General features: G+C 75.3%; 12 protein-coding genes. 7 read left to right on the top strand and 5 right to left on the bottom strand.

Features of this window, described 5'->3' with window-relative positions:
• Positions 1-17 precede the first annotated feature (17 nt).
• Positions 18-1,328, bottom strand: a complete 1,311-nt coding sequence (locus BMW99_RS04135) for an RNA polymerase sigma factor (RefSeq protein ID WP_245791179.1) — start codon at positions 1,326-1,328, stop codon at positions 18-20.
• 271 nt (positions 1,329-1,599) lie between these two features.
• A complete protein-coding gene (gene dnaG, locus BMW99_RS04130; protein ID WP_075016238.1) occupies positions 1,600-3,522 on the bottom strand; it encodes a DNA primase in 1,923 nt (640 codons plus the stop codon).
• Positions 3,523-3,643: 121 nt separating this feature from the next.
• Between dnaG and BMW99_RS04125 the strand changes: the two genes are divergently transcribed.
• Complete coding sequence (locus BMW99_RS04125; RefSeq protein ID WP_069466571.1) at positions 3,644-5,569, top strand: glycoside hydrolase family 9 protein; 1,926 nt, start codon at positions 3,644-3,646, stop codon at positions 5,567-5,569.
• An 18-nt stretch (positions 5,570-5,587) separates the two neighbouring features.
• On the opposite strand, the gene BMW99_RS04120 is transcribed toward BMW99_RS04125, so the two are convergent.
• Positions 5,588-6,085 carry a GNAT family N-acetyltransferase gene (locus BMW99_RS04120; protein ID WP_069466572.1) on the bottom strand — a complete coding sequence of 166 codons (498 nt, stop codon included), beginning with the start codon at positions 6,083-6,085 and terminating at the stop codon, positions 5,588-5,590.
• A 16-nt stretch (positions 6,086-6,101) separates the two neighbouring features.
• Complete coding sequence (locus tag BMW99_RS04115) at positions 6,102-7,364, bottom strand: NAD(P)/FAD-dependent oxidoreductase (protein ID WP_069466573.1); 1,263 nt, start codon at positions 7,362-7,364, stop codon at positions 6,102-6,104.
• Positions 7,365-7,687: 323 nt separating this feature from the next.
• Here BMW99_RS04115 and BMW99_RS04110 point away from each other — a divergent pair, with 323 nt between their 5' ends.
• The gene (locus tag BMW99_RS04110; RefSeq protein WP_245791177.1) at positions 7,688-8,629 is read left to right on the top strand and encodes a sirohydrochlorin chelatase; all 942 of its coding nucleotides are present in this window, start codon (positions 7,688-7,690) and stop codon (positions 8,627-8,629) included.
• Between the two features lie 54 nt (positions 8,630-8,683).
• Complete coding sequence (locus BMW99_RS04105; RefSeq protein WP_079138970.1) at positions 8,684-10,018, top strand: deoxyguanosinetriphosphate triphosphohydrolase; 1,335 nt, start codon at positions 8,684-8,686, stop codon at positions 10,016-10,018.
• Between the two features lie 46 nt (positions 10,019-10,064).
• Here BMW99_RS04105 and BMW99_RS04100 read toward each other — a convergent pair whose 3' ends face one another.
• Positions 10,065-10,490 (bottom strand): gamma-glutamylcyclotransferase family protein, encoded by a 426-nt coding sequence (locus BMW99_RS04100; RefSeq protein WP_069466777.1) that lies wholly within the window; start codon positions 10,488-10,490, stop codon positions 10,065-10,067.
• 270 nt (positions 10,491-10,760) lie between these two features.
• Between BMW99_RS04100 and BMW99_RS04095 the strand changes: the two genes are divergently transcribed.
• The 4 genes from BMW99_RS04095 (at position 10,761) to BMW99_RS04080 (ending at position 14,909) form a co-directional block, all read left to right on the top strand.
• A complete protein-coding gene (locus BMW99_RS04095; protein ID WP_079175926.1) occupies positions 10,761-11,459 on the top strand; it encodes a SanA/YdcF family protein in 699 nt (232 codons plus the stop codon).
• A 97-nt stretch (positions 11,460-11,556) separates the two neighbouring features.
• On the top strand, positions 11,557-13,728 hold the full coding sequence (locus tag BMW99_RS04090) for a molybdopterin oxidoreductase family protein (RefSeq protein WP_075016236.1): 2,172 nt from the start codon (positions 11,557-11,559) through the stop codon (positions 13,726-13,728).
• Positions 13,729-13,789: 61 nt separating this feature from the next.
• The gene (locus BMW99_RS04085) at positions 13,790-14,422 is read left to right on the top strand and encodes a GntR family transcriptional regulator (RefSeq protein WP_218108415.1); all 633 of its coding nucleotides are present in this window, start codon (positions 13,790-13,792) and stop codon (positions 14,420-14,422) included.
• A 1-nt stretch (position 14,423) separates the two neighbouring features.
• Positions 14,424-14,909, top strand: coding sequence for an OsmC family protein (locus tag BMW99_RS04080; protein WP_069463634.1), 486 nt, complete (start codon positions 14,424-14,426; stop codon positions 14,907-14,909).
• Positions 14,910-15,156 lie beyond the last annotated feature (247 nt).

Raw genomic sequence — 15,156 nt, 5'->3', positions numbered from 1 at the left:
CCGGGGCGGTCAGGACGTCAGTCGAGGTAGCCGCGCAACTGGTCGGCGAACGCGTGGTCGCGGAGCTTGCCGAGGGTCTTGGACTCGATCTGGCGGATGCGCTCACGGGTGACGCCGAAGATCCGGCCGATCTCCTCCAGGGTGCGGGGGCGGCCGTCGACCAGCCCGTAGCGCAGCTGGACGACCTTGCGTTCGCGCTCGCCGAGGGTGGACAGCACCGCTTCGAGGTGCTCGCGCAGCAGCAGGAACGCGGCCGACTCCACCGGCGAGGCGGCGTCGCCGTCCTCGATCAGGTCGCCGAGCGCGACGTCCTCCTCCTCGCCGACCGGGGCGTGCAGCGACACGGGTTCCTGGGCGAGCCGCAGCACCTCGCAGACCCGCTCCTCCGTCAGGTCCAGCTGGACGGCGACCTCTTCGGTGCTCGGCTCGTAGCCGCGCTCCTGGAGCAGGCGCCGCTGCACCCGCACGACCCGGTTGATCAGCTCCACCACGTGCACCGGCACGCGGATGGTGCGGGCCTGGTCGGCCAGCGCCCGCGACATCGCCTGCCGGATCCACCAGGTCGCGTACGTCGAGAACTTGTAGCCGCGCGCGTAGTCGAACTTCTCCACCGCGCGGATCAGGCCGAGGTTGCCTTCCTGGACCAGGTCGAGCATGGTCAGCCCGCGGCCGACGTATCGTTTCGCCACGGAGACCACCAGCCGCAGGTTGGCCTCGATCAGCCGCCGTTTCGCCATCCGGCCGATGACGACCAGCCGGTCCAGGTCGGAGGCGAGCTGCGAGTCCAGGGCCGGGAACGCGGCCAGCCGCTCCTCGGCGAACAGCCCGGCCTCGACCTTGCGGGCCAGGTCGACCTCCTCGACCGCGGTCAGCAGCGGGATGCGGCCGATCTCCCGCAGGTACTGCCGGAACAGGTCGGCGGACGGTCCGGCCGCCTCCTCCCGCAGCGGCCGCGGCTCCTCCTCGACGACGGTCTCGATGGTCTCGATGGAGCGGACCGCGTCAACGGAGTCCGCGGGATCCGGCGGACCGGACGGATCCGCCGGGTCGGCGGGATCGGCGGGATCGGCGGGATCGGCGAGGTCCGCCGGGTCCAGGGGTGCCGCCGAGTCCGTCCCCTCCACGGGCTCGGCCGGCGGGTGCGCGGACCCCGCCTCGCCGGGGGCGCCGGGCGGCGGGTCCCCGGGGGCGTCCCTGCGCTGCTCCGGCACTCTGGGCGGCACCTCGCCGTCCGGCGAGCCGTCGCCGGCGTCCAGGTCGGGCACCGCGGACACCCCCGGGAACAGCGGCCGTTCGGGCAGGATCTCGGTCTGCGTTTGCGTCTGCACGGAAGCGACCTCCGCGGTGAGCGCGACGTTGGGCTCTCAGAGGGCTCCTGACGGCCTCCGGGGCCGTCACCCAGTGTGGCCCACGACACAGCTTCGCTACGAGGGTCATGCGGCGGCTTTTTCGCTTTCCGTGACGCTTCGCGTTCGCGGCGCTACCACCGGACCCCGGCGGCACCGGTGCTGAACTGCACCGGGGGCGCACGCCACGGCATCGCGCGGCGCCCCGGGAAATCCCGGCAACCCCGGGAAACCCGGCGGCATCCCGCGGACCTCAGAGCCCGGCCGCGCCCTGCACCCGCAGCCGCTGGCCGTACTGCTGCAGCGCCCACAACTCGCCCTGCACGGAGGCCGCCTCGGCCGCATCCGGGGGCACGCCCTGGGCGGCCAGGCGGGACTGCGCGGCGAGCACCTGGGAGATCCGGCGCTCCACCGCGTTCATCCGGACCCGCACCAGCACCTCGCCCGCGTAGATCTCCGGGACCTTGTGCATGACCGGCTCGACGGCGAGTTCGGTGACCATCATCCGCACGGAGTCGTCGGGCGCGATGTCCCGCACCCGCGCCAGGTAGTCCGAGCCGGCCGCCTCGACGCCGCCGGCCTCGGCGATCGCGCGGCGTACCGCGACGTACGGCGGGCCGGTGAACTCGTCCTCGCCGTAGGCGTCGAACGCCGGGGCGACCAGGTGCGGGAACTGCAGGGCCAGCTTGAGCAGTTCGCGCTCCACCCGGTGCGCGGGGCTGCGCAGGTCCAGCCGCGGGCCGCCCTGCCGCGACGGGGCCGCGGGCTGCTGCGGGGCGTACGCCGAGCGGTCCCGGCCGCGCCCCGCGGACGCCGACGGCGCCGGCGAGCCGGCCGCCCGCGCCCGGGCCATCGCCCGCACCCGGCGGATCATCGACTGCTCCTCGGCCTGCGAGGCGATGCCGGCCATGCCGACCAGCCGGATCGCGTAACGGTCGCGCAGCGCCTGGTTCTTGATGGCCGCGACCACCGGCACCGCGGCGTCCACCGCGGCGACCCGGCCCTCGTCGGTGTCCAGGTTGTAGCGGCCGACGATCGAGCGCAGCGCGAACGCGAACAGCGGCGTGCGCCCGTCGATCAGCCGCTGCACCGCCGCGTCGCCCTCGGCCAGCCGCAGTTCGCACGGGTCCATGCCGCCGGGGGTGATCGCGATCGACGTCTCGGCGGCGAACTTCTGGTCGTCCTCGAACGCCCGCAGCGCCGCCTTCTGCCCGGCCTCGTCGCCGTCGAAGGTGAACACCACCTCGGCGGTGGAGTCGTCCATCAGCAGCCGGCGCAGGATCTTGATGTGGTCGCCGCCGAACGAGGTGCCGCAGGTGGCGATGGCGGTGGTGACGCCGGCCAGGTGGCAGGCCATGACGTCGGTGTAGCCCTCGACGACCACCGCCCGGCCGGTCCTGGCGATCTCCTTCTTCGCCAGGTCGATCCCGTACAGCACCTGCGACTTGTGGTACAGCGGGGTCTCGGCGGTGTTGAGGTACTTCGGGCCCTGGTCGTCCTCGCGCAGCTTGCGCGCGCCGAACCCGATGACCTCGCCGGTGATGTCCCGGATGGGCCAGATCAGCCGGCCGCGGAAGCGGTCGATGGCGCCGCCCCGGCGGCTCTCCGAGGCCAGCCCCGAGACGATCAGCTCCTTGTCGGAGAAGCCCTTGCCGCGCAGGTGGCGGACGAGGTGGTCCCAGCCGGCCGGCGCGTAGCCGACGCCGAAGTGCTCGGCGGCGGCCCGGTCGAAGCCGCGCTGCGCCAGGAACACCCGGCCGATCTCCGCCTCGGCGGTGCCGAGTTGCTCGACGTAGAACTGGGCAGCCGCCTTGTGCGCCTCGACCAGCCGGATCCGCTCGCCCTGCTGGCGGCCGGGGACGTGGCTGCCCTCCTCGTACCGCAGGGTGATCCCGGCCTGGCCGGCCAGCCGCTCCACGGCCTCGGTGAAGGACAGGTGGTCGAGCTTCATCACGAACGCCAGCGTGTCGCCGCCCTCACCGCAGCCGAAGCAGTGGAACAGGCCCTTGGACGGGCTGACCTGGAAGGACGGCGACTTCTCGTCGTGGAAGGGGCACAGCCCCTTGAGGTTGCCGCCGCCGGCGTTGCGCAGCTGCAGGTACTCGGAGACGACGGCATCGATCGGCACGGCGTCCCGTACCGCCTTCACGTCCTCGTCCCTGATCCTGCCGGCCACGGAGGAATTCTACGGCGCGGTCCGGCCGCGTCCGGGACATTGACCGGAGCATGATCACAGGGCTAGCGTGCGGCCATTCGTTAGGAACGTTTCCTAACCCGATGTGAGGAGACGCAGCCGCATGCCCTCCAGCACCCTGCACCCCTCGGGACTCCGCCGCCGAGCGGCGGCCGCCGCGACCGGCATCACCGTGACCGCGGTCCTGGCGGCCGTGGCCCTGGCCGGCGGTGCGGGCACCGCGCAGGCCGCCACCACCGGCCTCGTCCGGGTCAACCAGATCGGCTACACCGACTCCGGCGCCAAGGAGGCCTTCCTGCTCAGCAAGGCGGCCGTCACCGGCGCCTCCTGGAAGCTCCTGGACAGTTCCGGCGCCACCGCCGCGTCCGGCACCACCGGCGCCAGCCTGGGCAGCTGGAACTCCGCCTACCCCGCGGTCTACCTGATCGACTTCACCTCGGTGAAGACCGACGGCCGCTACCACCTCCAGGTCAGCGGCGCCGCCACCGGCACCTCCGCTACCTTCACCATCGGCACCGCGGCCGGGGTGTTCGCCGGGCCCGCCGCCGACGCCACCGCGTTCTTCCAGGCCCAGCGCGACGGCGCGGAGACCGTCCCCGGTCAGCTCAACCGCAAGCCCGCGCACCTCAACGACGCCAAGGCCACTGTCTACAACTGGCCGACCTTCACCTCCGGTGACGGCGACACCATCACGGCCGCGCCGACCAGGATCGGCGGCACCGTCGACGTCTCCGGCGGCTGGTTCGACGCCGGCGACTACCTGAAGTTCACCGAGACCACGTCCTACGCCGTCGCCGCGCTGGAGATCGCCGCCCGCGAGAAGGGCGCGGCCGCCCCCGCGACCCTCAGCGCCGAGGCCCAGCACGGCCTGGACTGGCTGGACAAGATGTGGGACGGCGACACCAGGACGCTGTACATCCAGGTCGGTCTCGGCTCGGGCACCGCCAGCGGCAGCGTCGTCGGCGACCACGACGTGTGGCGGCTGCCCGAGAAGGACGACGGCGACAGCGCCGACCCGTTCCTGAAGAACCGCCCGGTGTTCCGCGCCGGCGCCCCCGGCGCGAAGATCAGCCCCAACCAGGCCGGCCGGCTCGCCGCCGACTTCGCGCTGGCCGCCCAGCGGTACGCGGACACCGACGCCGCCAGGGCGACCGCCTACCTGAACACCGCCGCCCAGGTCTACGGCCTCGCGAACACCAGCCCCGGCACGCTGGTGACCACCGTGCCGTACGCGTACTACCCGGAGACCACCTGGAAGGACGACCTGGCCTTCGGCGGCGCCGAACTGGCCCTCGCCGCGCAGAAGCTGGGCGACTCCCGTGCCTCGGCCTGGCTCACCCAGGCCGCCACCTGGGCCAAGGGCCACCAGAGCGAGTCCGACGCGGACACCCTGAACATGTACGACACCAGCGCGCTCGCCGACCTCGACCTGGCCCGCGCGATCCAGGCGGCCGGCGACCCGGCCGGGCTCGCCGTGACCTACGACGACCTGATCGGCTACGTGAAGGGCCAGATCGCCACCGGCCAGACCCGCGCCAAGGCCGACCCGTTCCACGCCGGCGCCGTCTACGACGACTTCGACGCCGACTCGCACACCCTGGGCCTGGCCGCCACCGTCCGGCTGTACCGCAACGTCACCGGCGACACCGGCGACAACCGCTTCGGCGTGCAGCAGCTCGACTGGCTGCTCGGCGCCAACGCCTGGGGCACGTCCTTCATGGTCGGCGAGGGCGCGAGCTTCCCCCGCTGCACCGCCGGCCAGCTCGGCAACCTCGCGGGCAGCCTCGACGGCTCCGCCCCCCTGGAGGTCGGCGCGATCGTCAACGGGCCCAACGGGTCAGGCCAGTTCAGCGGCGGCCTCGGCGACTACCTCGACGGGATGCGCACCTGCCCCCCGAGCGGCGACCCGTACAGCGCGTTCACCGGCCACGGCAGCCGCTACGCCGACGACGTGCGGTCCTGGCAGAGCTCGGAACCCGCGCTGGACATGGACGCGTCCGGCCTGCTGGCCCTCTTCCTCTCCAGCTGACGCGCGGGCCGGCCGGCACTAGGGCCGGTCGACGACCACCTCGCGGCCGGCCGCCGGGTCCTCACCGGGGACCCGGCGGTCCAGGTCCGCGGTGACGAACACGTGGTGCGGGCCGCTCGGCGACAGCTGGAACTCCTCGCCGACCCGGGCGAACCCGAAGTGCTCGTAGAAGCCCGCGGCCGAGACGCGGCCGTTGCACCAGGCCAGGTCCGCGCCGCGGGCCGCGCACTCGCGCAGCCCGGCCAGCAGCGCCGCGGCCCCGAAGCCGCGGCCGCGGACCTCCGGCGCGCTGCCCATGCCGCGGAAGCGGTACGCGAGCCCGTCCCGGCCCGGCACCGGGTCCGGGAAGAACGTCACGCAGCCGCGCACCTCGCCCGCCTCGTCGTACGCCGCGACGTGGAAGACGTCGTCGCGCGCGTCCTCCGGGTACTCGGCGGACGCCCGCGGCATCCCCGTCCGCAGCACCGCCCAGCGCAGGGCGAAGATGTCCTCGAGCGGCACGACGGCGGTACGCATGGCGGATCCTTCCTGGTCAGTCCAGGAAAGAGGCTAGCGGCACGCTCGGGTCGGACAGCGCCTCGGGGTCGACCTGGCGGCCGGAGCGGATCAGCTGCTGGATCGGGTCGGTGACGTCCCACACGTTGACGTTCATCCCGGCCAGCACCCGGCCCTCGCTCAGCCAGAACGCGATGAACTGCCGCTTGCCGACGTCACCGCGGGCCACCACCTGGTCGTACATGCCGGGCGCCGCGTAGCCGGTGTACTCCATGCCCAGGTCGTACTGGTCGGAGAAGAAGTACGGGAGCCGGTCGTACGACACCGGGCGGCCCAGCATCGCGCGCGCCGCGGCGGGACCGCCGTTCAGCGCGTTCGCCCAGTGCTCCACCCGCAGCCGGGTGCCCAGCAGCGGGTGCTCGGCGTTCGCGACGTCGCCGGCCGCGAAGATGTCCGGATCCGAGGTGCGCAGCGAGGCGTCCACGGCGATGCCGCCGCCCTGCTCCCGCCCCGCCATCGTCAGGCCCGCGGTCTCGGCGAGCGCGGTGCGCGGGGCCGCGCCGATCGCGGCGAGCACGTCGTGCGCGGGGTGCTCCTCGCCGTCGTCGGTCAGCACCGACAGCACCATGCCGTCCTGGCCGGTGATCTCGGTCAGCCGCGTGCCGAAGCGGAACCGCACGCCGTGCTCGGTGTGCAGGTCCGTGAAGACCGCGCCCAGCTCCGGGCCGAGGACACCGTGCAGCGGCGTCGGCCCGTGCTCGACCACGGTGACCTCGGCGCCGTAGCCGCGGGCCGCGGCCGCCACCTCCAGGCCGATCCAGCCGGCCCCGGCGATCACCAGGTGGCCGTTCTCCCGGCCGAGGCTGGTCAGCACGTTCTTCAGCCGCTCGGAGTGCGCCAGCCGGCGCAGGTGGTGGACGCCGACCAGGTCGGTGCCGGGGATGTCCAGCCGGCGCGGCTCGGAGCCGGTGGCCAGCAGCAGCTTGTCGTACTGCAACGTGGTGCCGTCGCCCAGGCGGACCGTACGGGCGACGCGGTCGAGGTGCACGACCGGCTGGCCCAGGTGCAGCTCGACGTCGTGCTCGGCGTACCACCCGTTCTGCTGCACGAACACGGAGTCGCGCTCGGCGCTCCCGATCAGGAAGCCCTTCGACAGCGGTGGCCGTTCGTACGGGTGGTCGCGCTCGTCGCCGATCAGTATCACCCGGCCGGTGAAACCCTCGGAGCGGAGCGTTTCCGCGGCTTTCGCCCCGGCCAGCCCTGCTCCGACGATCACGAAGGTCTGGTGCGCGTCCACCACAGTGTGCCTCCCCAGCGGGTCGTTCGGTACTTGAGCGTCCCGCAAGGGGCTCGCCACCGGAAGAGCGCCGCGCCGTTTTCGCCTGTCCGCGCCGCCCTCCCCTGCGGCGCGAGGCTACGCCACCTCCCGCGGCGGCACCGGCAACCGCGCGCCCCGCCACACCGCCGCGCCGCTCCGGGCGGCCCGCACCGCACGGCCGCACCGGGCGGCCCGCACCGGGCAGGCGCGGGTTCACCCGGGGGCGCCGCACGGGGTGAAGGGCAGGAAATACGCGCTTACCGCAGGGCAACGGAGCGGCAACACCGCCCCCGGAGGATGGCCGTATGGCCGAACCCACGGCGGCCCTCCCGTTCGCGGGGGGATACGCGAGCCCCACCGACCTGATGGTCCACGTCTCGCTGCACCTGACCCGGGGCCTCACGCGGCTCGCCGCGTCCGCCCCGCCCCCGGCGGGACCCGGAGGCCCCGCGGCGCCCCGGGGACTCGCGGCACCCGCGGGCCCCGCGGCACCCGGCGAACCCCCCGGGCCGGCGCCGGCGCTCGTCGCCGTCGCGCACGGCAGCCGCGACCCCCGTGCCCTCCGCACCGCGCAGGCCCTGCTGGAGCGGGTCAGGGCCCACCGGCCCGGGCTGGACGTGCGGCTCGGGCACGTCGAACTGAACGAGCCGCTCCTCGCCGGCACCCTCGCCGGCCTGACGGGACCCGCGGTCCTCGTGCCGCTGCTGCTCAGCCGCGGGCACCACGTCAAGCACGACCTGCCCGCCGCGCTGGCCGCGGCCCCGCACGTGCGCGGCCTCGTCGCCGACCCGCTCGGCCCGCACCCGCTGCTCGCCGAGGCCCTGCACCGGCGTCTGGAGGAGGCCGGGTGGGACGCGCGGCGGCCGGGCGACGCCGTGGTGCTGGCGGCGGCCGGGTCCCGCGACCCCGACTCCGCCGCCGACACCGCCCGCACGGCCGCCCTGCTCTCCCGCCGCCTCGGCGGCGTCCCCGTCGTCCCGGCCTTCGCGTCCGCCGCGGCGCCGACCGTGCCCGAGGCGCTGGCCGCGCTCGCCGCCCGGGGCCTGCGGCGCGTCGCCGTCGCCGCGTGCTTCGCCGCTCCCGGCCGCTTCGCGACGCAGACCGCGGCCGCCGCGCCCTGGATCGCCGCGGCGCCGCTGGGCGTGCAGGACGCGGTGGCCCGGCTGGTGCTGCACCGCTACGACCGGGCGGCCGCCGCCCTCGGCACGACCCCGCCGCGCCGGCCCGCGGCCGCCGCGCGGAACTGACACGTACCCGTTCGCGTCACCCGGCCGTCGGCACCGCCGGTTACCGTCGTGGTCATGGACCCGAACCAGGCCGTGGAACCGGTGGACCCCCATCCGGCGGTGGAACCGTACCCGGCGCCGTACGGCGGATACGGCGACTACACCGGCGCCGACCTGGAGCGGTACGTCCCCGAGCCGGACAAGCGCCCCGGCCGCACCGCCTACCAGCGGGACCGTGCCCGGGTGCTGCACTCCGCCGCGCTGCGCAGGCTCGCCGGCAAGACGCAGGTCGTCGACCCGGGTGTGGCGGGCACCTCCGTGACCGACACCAGCCCCCGCACCCGGCTGACCCACTCCCTGGAGTGCGCGCAGGTGGGGCGGGAGCTGGGCGCCGCCCTCGGCTGCGATGCCGACCTGGTGGAGACCGCGTGCCTCGCGCACGACCTCGGGCACCCGCCGTTCGGCCACAACGGCGAGATGGTGCTCGCGGAGTTCGCGGCCGACTGCGGCGGTTTCGAGGGCAACGCGCAGAGCCTGCGGCTGCTCACCCGGATCGAGCCCAAGCGCTTCGCCTCCCCGCAGGTGAGCGTGGGGCTCAACCTGACCCGGGCCGCGCTGGACGCGGCCACCAAGTACCCCTGGCCGCGCGGCGCGAACCCGGACGACCCGGGGAGCCCGAAGTTCGGGGTGTACCAGGACGACCTGCCGGTCTTCCGCTGGATGCGCAGCGGCGCCCCGCCCGGGCGCCGCTGCTTCGAGGCGCAGGTCATGGACTGGTCCGACGACGTCGCGTACTCCGTGCACGACGTCGAGGACGGCCTGCAGGCCGGGCACATCGACCCGCGGGCGCTCACCTCCGCGCCGGAGCGCGCCGAGGTGTTCGCCTGCGCCGCGGAGCGCTACACGCCCGGCGCCGACCCCGCCGAGCTGGCCGAGGCGCTGGACCGGCTGGTCGCCCAGCCGTGGTGGCCGGGCCGCTACGACGGCTCGGCGCTGGACCAGGCGCGGCTCAAGGACGCCGCCTCGCAGCTCATCGGCCGGTTCTGCCTGGCCGCGGAGGGCGCCACCCGCGAGCGGTACGGCGGCGCGCGGCTCACCCGGTACGCGGCGGAGCTGGTCGTGCCGCGCGAGCAGCGGCTGGAGTGCGCGGTCCTCAAGGCCGTCGCCGACCGGTACGTGATGCAGCGGGCCGCGCAGGCGCGGCGGCGGGCCGAGCAGCGGATCGTCATCGCCGAGCTGGCGGAGGTGCTGGTGGAGCGGGCCCCCGACGGCCTGGACCCGCAGTTCCGGGCCGTGTTCGAGGCCGCGCGCAACGACGCGGAGCGGCGCAGGGCGGTCGTCGACCAGATCGCGTCGCTGACGGACGCGGCGGCGACGGCCCTGCACGCCCGCCTCACCGCCTCCCGCTGACCGCTCCCCGGCGGCCGGTGTCCGGCGACGCGCGGGCCGTGAGGTGTCAGGAGGCCGGGCCGGCGGGCCACGTGCCCGTGGGGAGGGGCCGGGCGCGGGCCAGCAGGCCGGCGGCGCGTTCCGGCGGCGCGACGTACACCCAGGCCTCGCGGGTGCCGCGGGCGGTGCGCACCGCGCGGGCCACCCGCAGGTACAGGCCGGCGGGGTCGCCCGGCCGGTAGGACTCCAGCATGTCCAGGTCCGCCAGGACCTCGGCGTACGGCCCGGCGGCGACGTCCACCAGGTCGCCGTGGACGGCGCCGGTCCCCGCGGGGTCCAGGACCGCGATCGGGTAGCCGGGCCCCTGGAACAGCAGCGCCCCCGGCAGCGTGGCGGGCGTCCACGCCCCGGTCCTGCCCCGTAGCAGGCCGTGGTTGCGCTGCCCGGCACGCAGCGTGCCGTAGACGAAGAACGGCAGGCGGCGCTCGGTCACTTGGGCCTCCGCGTCAGGAAGTCGGGTCTGTCGGACGTCCCCCCTACTGTGATCCACCGCGCGGGTCCCGCGCCGCGGAGGGGGCGGCGCGGGACCCGTGCCGCCGCGCGCAACCGCGGCCGGTCCGTGTGCGTCGGTCACCGTGACCCCGCGTTCCGCGGAGCAGGAGCGGGAACGGGAGCAGGAGCACCACCGCAGCAGGAAACGCGACAGGAGAGGCAGACCGCCGTGCGACGTCCCGGGTGGCCCCCACGTGCCGCGGTGGCCCGGTTGCGCGCACGCCTGCGCGCCTGGCTTCGCCTGCCGAAGACGCGGCGGGGGCGGCGCCGCGCCCTGCGACTGGCCGTGGCCGTCGCGGTGCTGGCGCTGCTGCCGGCCACCTGGGTGCGCCTGGCCGGTGACGCCCGGGTGCGCACGGAGGCGGACGTCCCGGCGGAACCCGTGGCCGTGGTGTTCGGCGCGGGACTGTGGCAGGGCGTGCCGTCGCCCTACCTGGCGCACCGCCTGGACGCGGCGGCCCGGCTGTACGCGGCGGGCAAGGTCCGCGTCCTGCTGGTCACCGGCGACAACAGCCGGACGTCGTACGACGAGCCCGGCGCCATGCGCACCTACCTGACGGCGCACGGCGTCCCCCGGGAGCGGATCGTGGTGGACGACGCCGGGTTCGACACCTGGGACTCGTGCAGCCGGGCCCACCGGATCTTCGGCGTGGACCGCGCGGTGCTGGTCAGCCAGGGGTTCCACATCCGCAGGGCGCTCGCGCTGTGCGGGGCCGCGGGCATCGACGCGTACGGCGTGGGCGTGGACGAGAAGCACGACCTGACGTGGCTGGCCGGCGGCGCGCGGGAGGTGCTCGCCGCGGGCAAGGCGGCGCTGGACCTCACGGTGAAGCCCGACCCGCGCTTCCTCGGGCCCCACGAGCCCGGAGTGGCACGGGCCCTGGCGGCGGCACCCGCCGCACCGCGCTGAGCCCTCACAGTGCCGGGCCGCGGTCCCTGAGGGGCGCGTGCCTGCCGCGTAACCGGTGGGTGGGCGGCGCGAAACACCCCGCCCGCAGGCTGGGCGCATGACCGCACCCGCTGCCGCCGGCCCGCCCGCCGGGCCCGCCCCGGCCGAGGAGACCTCCCGGCCCGCCGCCGACGGCGGGACCGGCCGCACCGCCGAGCCCGTCGACACGCACTGCCCGTACTGCGCCCTGCAGTGCGGGATGCGAGTGCGGGCGAGCGGTGGCGGCGGCGTGCCGGCGGAGGTGCTGGAGCGGCCGGCGTTCCCGGTGAACAAGGGCGCACTGTGCGGCAAGGGCCGCACGGCGGCCGAACTGCTCGCGCCCGCCGCCCGGTTGACCACACCCCTGGTGCGGGGCGCGGACGGCGCGCTGCGTCCGGCGGACTGGCCGGAGGCGCTGGACCGCGTCGCGGACGGCCTGCGGCGGACCGCCGCGGCCCACGGCGCGGACGCGGTGGGCGTGTTCGGCGGCGGCGGGCTGACGAACGAGAAGGCGTACGCGCTGGGCAAGTTCGCCCGCGTGGTGCTGCGGACCTCGCAGATCGACTACAACGGCAGGTTCTGCATGTCGTCCGCCGCGGCCGCGCACCAGCGGGCGTTCGGGCTGGACCGCGGTCTGCCGTTCCCGCTCGCGGACGTGGCCCGCACCGGCTGCGTGGTGCTGGTCGGATCCAACCTCGCGGACACCATGCCCCCGGCCTTGCGGTACCTGACCGAACTCCGGGAGAACGGCGGCCGGTTGATCGTCGTGGACCCGCGCAGGACACGGACCGCGGAGCAGGCGGACCTGCACCTCCAGCCGCGCCCCGGCACGGATCTGGCACTGGCGCTGGGCCTGCTGCACCTGGTGGTGGCCGAGGGCCGGGTGGACGAGGGGTTCGTCGCCGCGCGCACCACCGGCTGGGAGCGGACGCTGCCCGGCGTGATGGCGCACTGGCCGGAGCTGGTGGAGCGGATCACCGGTGTCCCCGTGCCCCAACTGCGTGAGGCGGTCGCGATGTTCTGCGACGCGCCGGAGTCGATGGTGCTGACGGCCCGCGGCCCCGAGCAGCAGGCGAAGGGCACCGACACGGTCAGCGCGTGGATCAACCTGTGCCTGGCGACGGGGCGTTCCGGGCGGCTGCTGTCCGGGTACGGCTGCCTGACCGGGCAGGGCAACGGCCAGGGCGGCCGCGAACACGGCCAGAAGGCCGACCAGTTGCCCGGCTACCGCAAGCTGGACGATCCGGCGGCGCGGGCCCACGTCGCCGCGGTGTGGGGCGTCGACCCCGACGACCTGCCGGGCCCCGGCCGCAGCGCCTACGAGCTGCTGGACGCCCTCGGCCGGGACGTGCGGGCCCTGCTGCTGATGGGCTCCAACCCGGTGGTGTCGGCGCCGCGGGCAGCCCATGTGGCCGAGCGCATCGAGGCGTTGGACTTCCTGGCGGTGTGCGACGTGGTGCTGTCGGAGACCGCGGCGCTGGCCGACGTCGTGCTGCCGGTCACCCAGTGGGCGGAGGAGACGGGCACGACCACCAACCTGGAGGGCCGGGTGATCCTGCGCCGCAGGGCCGTCGACCCGCCGCCCGGCGTCCGCTCGGACCTGGAGGTGCTGGCCGGTCTCGCCCGGCGGCTCGGGCGGCCCGAGGGCTTCCCCGCCGACCCCGAGGAGGTCTTCGCCGAGCTGCGGCGGGCGTCGGCGGGCGGGCCCGCGGACTACGCGGGCATCAGCTACGCGCGGATCGCCGCGGAGGACGGGGTGTTCTGGCCGTGCCCCGAGCCGGGTTCGCCCGGCACGCCCCGGCTGTTCCTCGATCGGTACGCGACACCCGACGGGCGGGCCAGGTTCACGCCCGTCCAGCACCGGCCGTCCGCGGAGGAGCCGTCGGCGGAGTACCCCTACTACCTGACGACGGGCCGGGTGCTGGCCCAGTACCAGTCGGGCGCCCAGACCCGGCGGGTGCGCGAGCTGAACGCGGCCGAGCCCGGCCCCTTCGTGCAGCTCCACCCGCGGCTGGCGGCCCGGCTGGGCGTGGCGGAGGGCGAGCCGCTGGCGGTGACCAGCCGGCGCGGGCGGGTGGTGGCGCCGGCCCGGCTGTCGGCCGCGATCCGGCAGGACACGGTGTTCATGCCGTTCCACTGGCCGGGCGAGGGCCGGGCGAACACGCTGACCAACCCGGCGCTGGACCCGGTCTCGCGGATGCCGGAGTTCAAGGTGTGCGCGGTGCGGCTGGAGCGGGCGGCCACGCCCTGAGAGCCTGACCACGGCAGCGTATGCATTGCATGCAATGCATACGCTGCCGTACGCTGGCCGGGTGCAGCAGACCGAGTCCGCCCGCGCACAGCTGCGGGACCTGATCGTCGCGGGCGCCTACGCCCCCGGCGAGCGGCTGACCGAGACCGAGGTCGCCCAGTCGCTGGCGATGAGCCGTACCCCGGTCCGGGAGGCGTTCCGCGCGCTGGTCTCCGACGGGCTGGTGCGGTCCGCGGGCCGCGGGGTCCAGGTCGTCGCGCTCGACGTCGAGGCGCTGCGCCACGCCTACCAGGTGCGGGCCGCGCTGGAGGCGCTCACCGCGGAGCTGGCCGCCCGCCGCCAGGCCCAGGGCCGGATCGCGCCCGCCGACCTGGCCGCGCTCGTCGACGACGCGGAGCAGGCCGGGACGGCCACGCTGGCCGGGGAGTTCGCGGCGGCCGCCGGGCACAGCCGGCGGTTCCACACGCGGTTGGCCGCACTCGCCGCCAACCCGGTGGCGTCGGCCGCCCTGGACCGGCTGTGGGACCAGATCGTGGTCTCCACCCGCGCGTCCCTGGACCCGCCGGGCCGCCCGGCACACGTCAACGGCCAGCACCGCGAGCTGCTGGCCGCGATCCGCGAGGGCCGGGCGGCGGACGCCGCGGCCGTGGCCCGCGCACACGTCCTGGACACCCTCGGGGAAGGAAGCGACTGACATGCCGTCGGCGAGGCAGCACACGTACGAGACCGAGGTCGTCTGGACCGGCAACCTCGGTACCGGCACCGACTCCTACCGCTCCTACCGCAGGACCCACGACGTGACGGCCGCGGGCCCGCCGCCGATCGCCGGCTCCGCGGACCCGCACTTCCGCGGCGACGCGGACCGCTGGAACCCCGAGCAGCTGCTCCTCGCGGCGCTCTCCCAGTGCCACATGCTGTCCTACCTCCACGTGTGCGCGATGGCCGGCGTCGTGGTGACGGCCTACACCGACCACGCGATCGGCACGATGGACGAGACGGGCGGCGGCGCGGGCCACTTCACCAGCGCGGTGCTGCGGCCGCGGGTCGAGGTGGCGTCGGCGTCCATGACGGACGAGGCGCGCGCCCTCCATCATGAGGCGCAACGCCTCTGTTTCATCGCCGCGTCCGTCAACTTCCCCGTCACCCACGAGCCCTCCGTCACGGTGAGGCCCACGCCGTAGCTGACGGGTTGTGCCGGGGGTCCGTCGGCCGTCCACCGGCCGGTGGGTGTTCTCGGCCGACGGGGTGCCCCCGGGGCTTGTCTGGCCGTGTGCCGCGCCGTCGTGGCTGTTCGCGCCGTTCCCCGCGCCCCTTCGGGGCTCGTCCTGCCCCGTGCGGTGCGTTGCCGTCCACCGGCCGGTGGTGGGTTGCTCGCGCAGTTCCCCGCGCCCCTGATATGCGTGCCCTTTGTCCGTGGGGTCGGGGGCG

The organism is Actinacidiphila rubida, from assembly GCF_900110255.1.
GTDB classification, from domain to species: domain Bacteria; phylum Actinomycetota; class Actinomycetes; order Streptomycetales; family Streptomycetaceae; genus Actinacidiphila; species Actinacidiphila rubida.
The sequence above is the reverse complement of the archived record's forward strand: the minus strand, read 5'-3'. Positions and strand labels throughout refer to the sequence as shown.

Coding starts and splice junctions, on each gene's coding strand:
- BMW99_RS04125 (WP_069466571.1), top strand. CDS start 3,644: ATGCCCTCCAGCACCCTGCACCCCTCGGGACTCCGCCGCCGAGCGGCG.
- BMW99_RS04110 (WP_245791177.1), top strand. CDS start 7,688: ATGGCCGAACCCACGGCGGCCCTCCCGTTCGCGGGGGGATACGCGAGC.
- BMW99_RS04090 (WP_075016236.1), top strand. CDS start 11,557: ATGACCGCACCCGCTGCCGCCGGCCCGCCCGCCGGGCCCGCCCCGGCC.
- BMW99_RS04120 (WP_069466572.1), bottom strand. CDS start 6,085: ATGCGTACCGCCGTCGTGCCGCTCGAGGACATCTTCGCCCTGCGCTGG.
- BMW99_RS04105 (WP_079138970.1), top strand. CDS start 8,684: ATGGACCCGAACCAGGCCGTGGAACCGGTGGACCCCCATCCGGCGGTG.
- BMW99_RS04080 (WP_069463634.1), top strand. CDS start 14,424: ATGCCGTCGGCGAGGCAGCACACGTACGAGACCGAGGTCGTCTGGACC.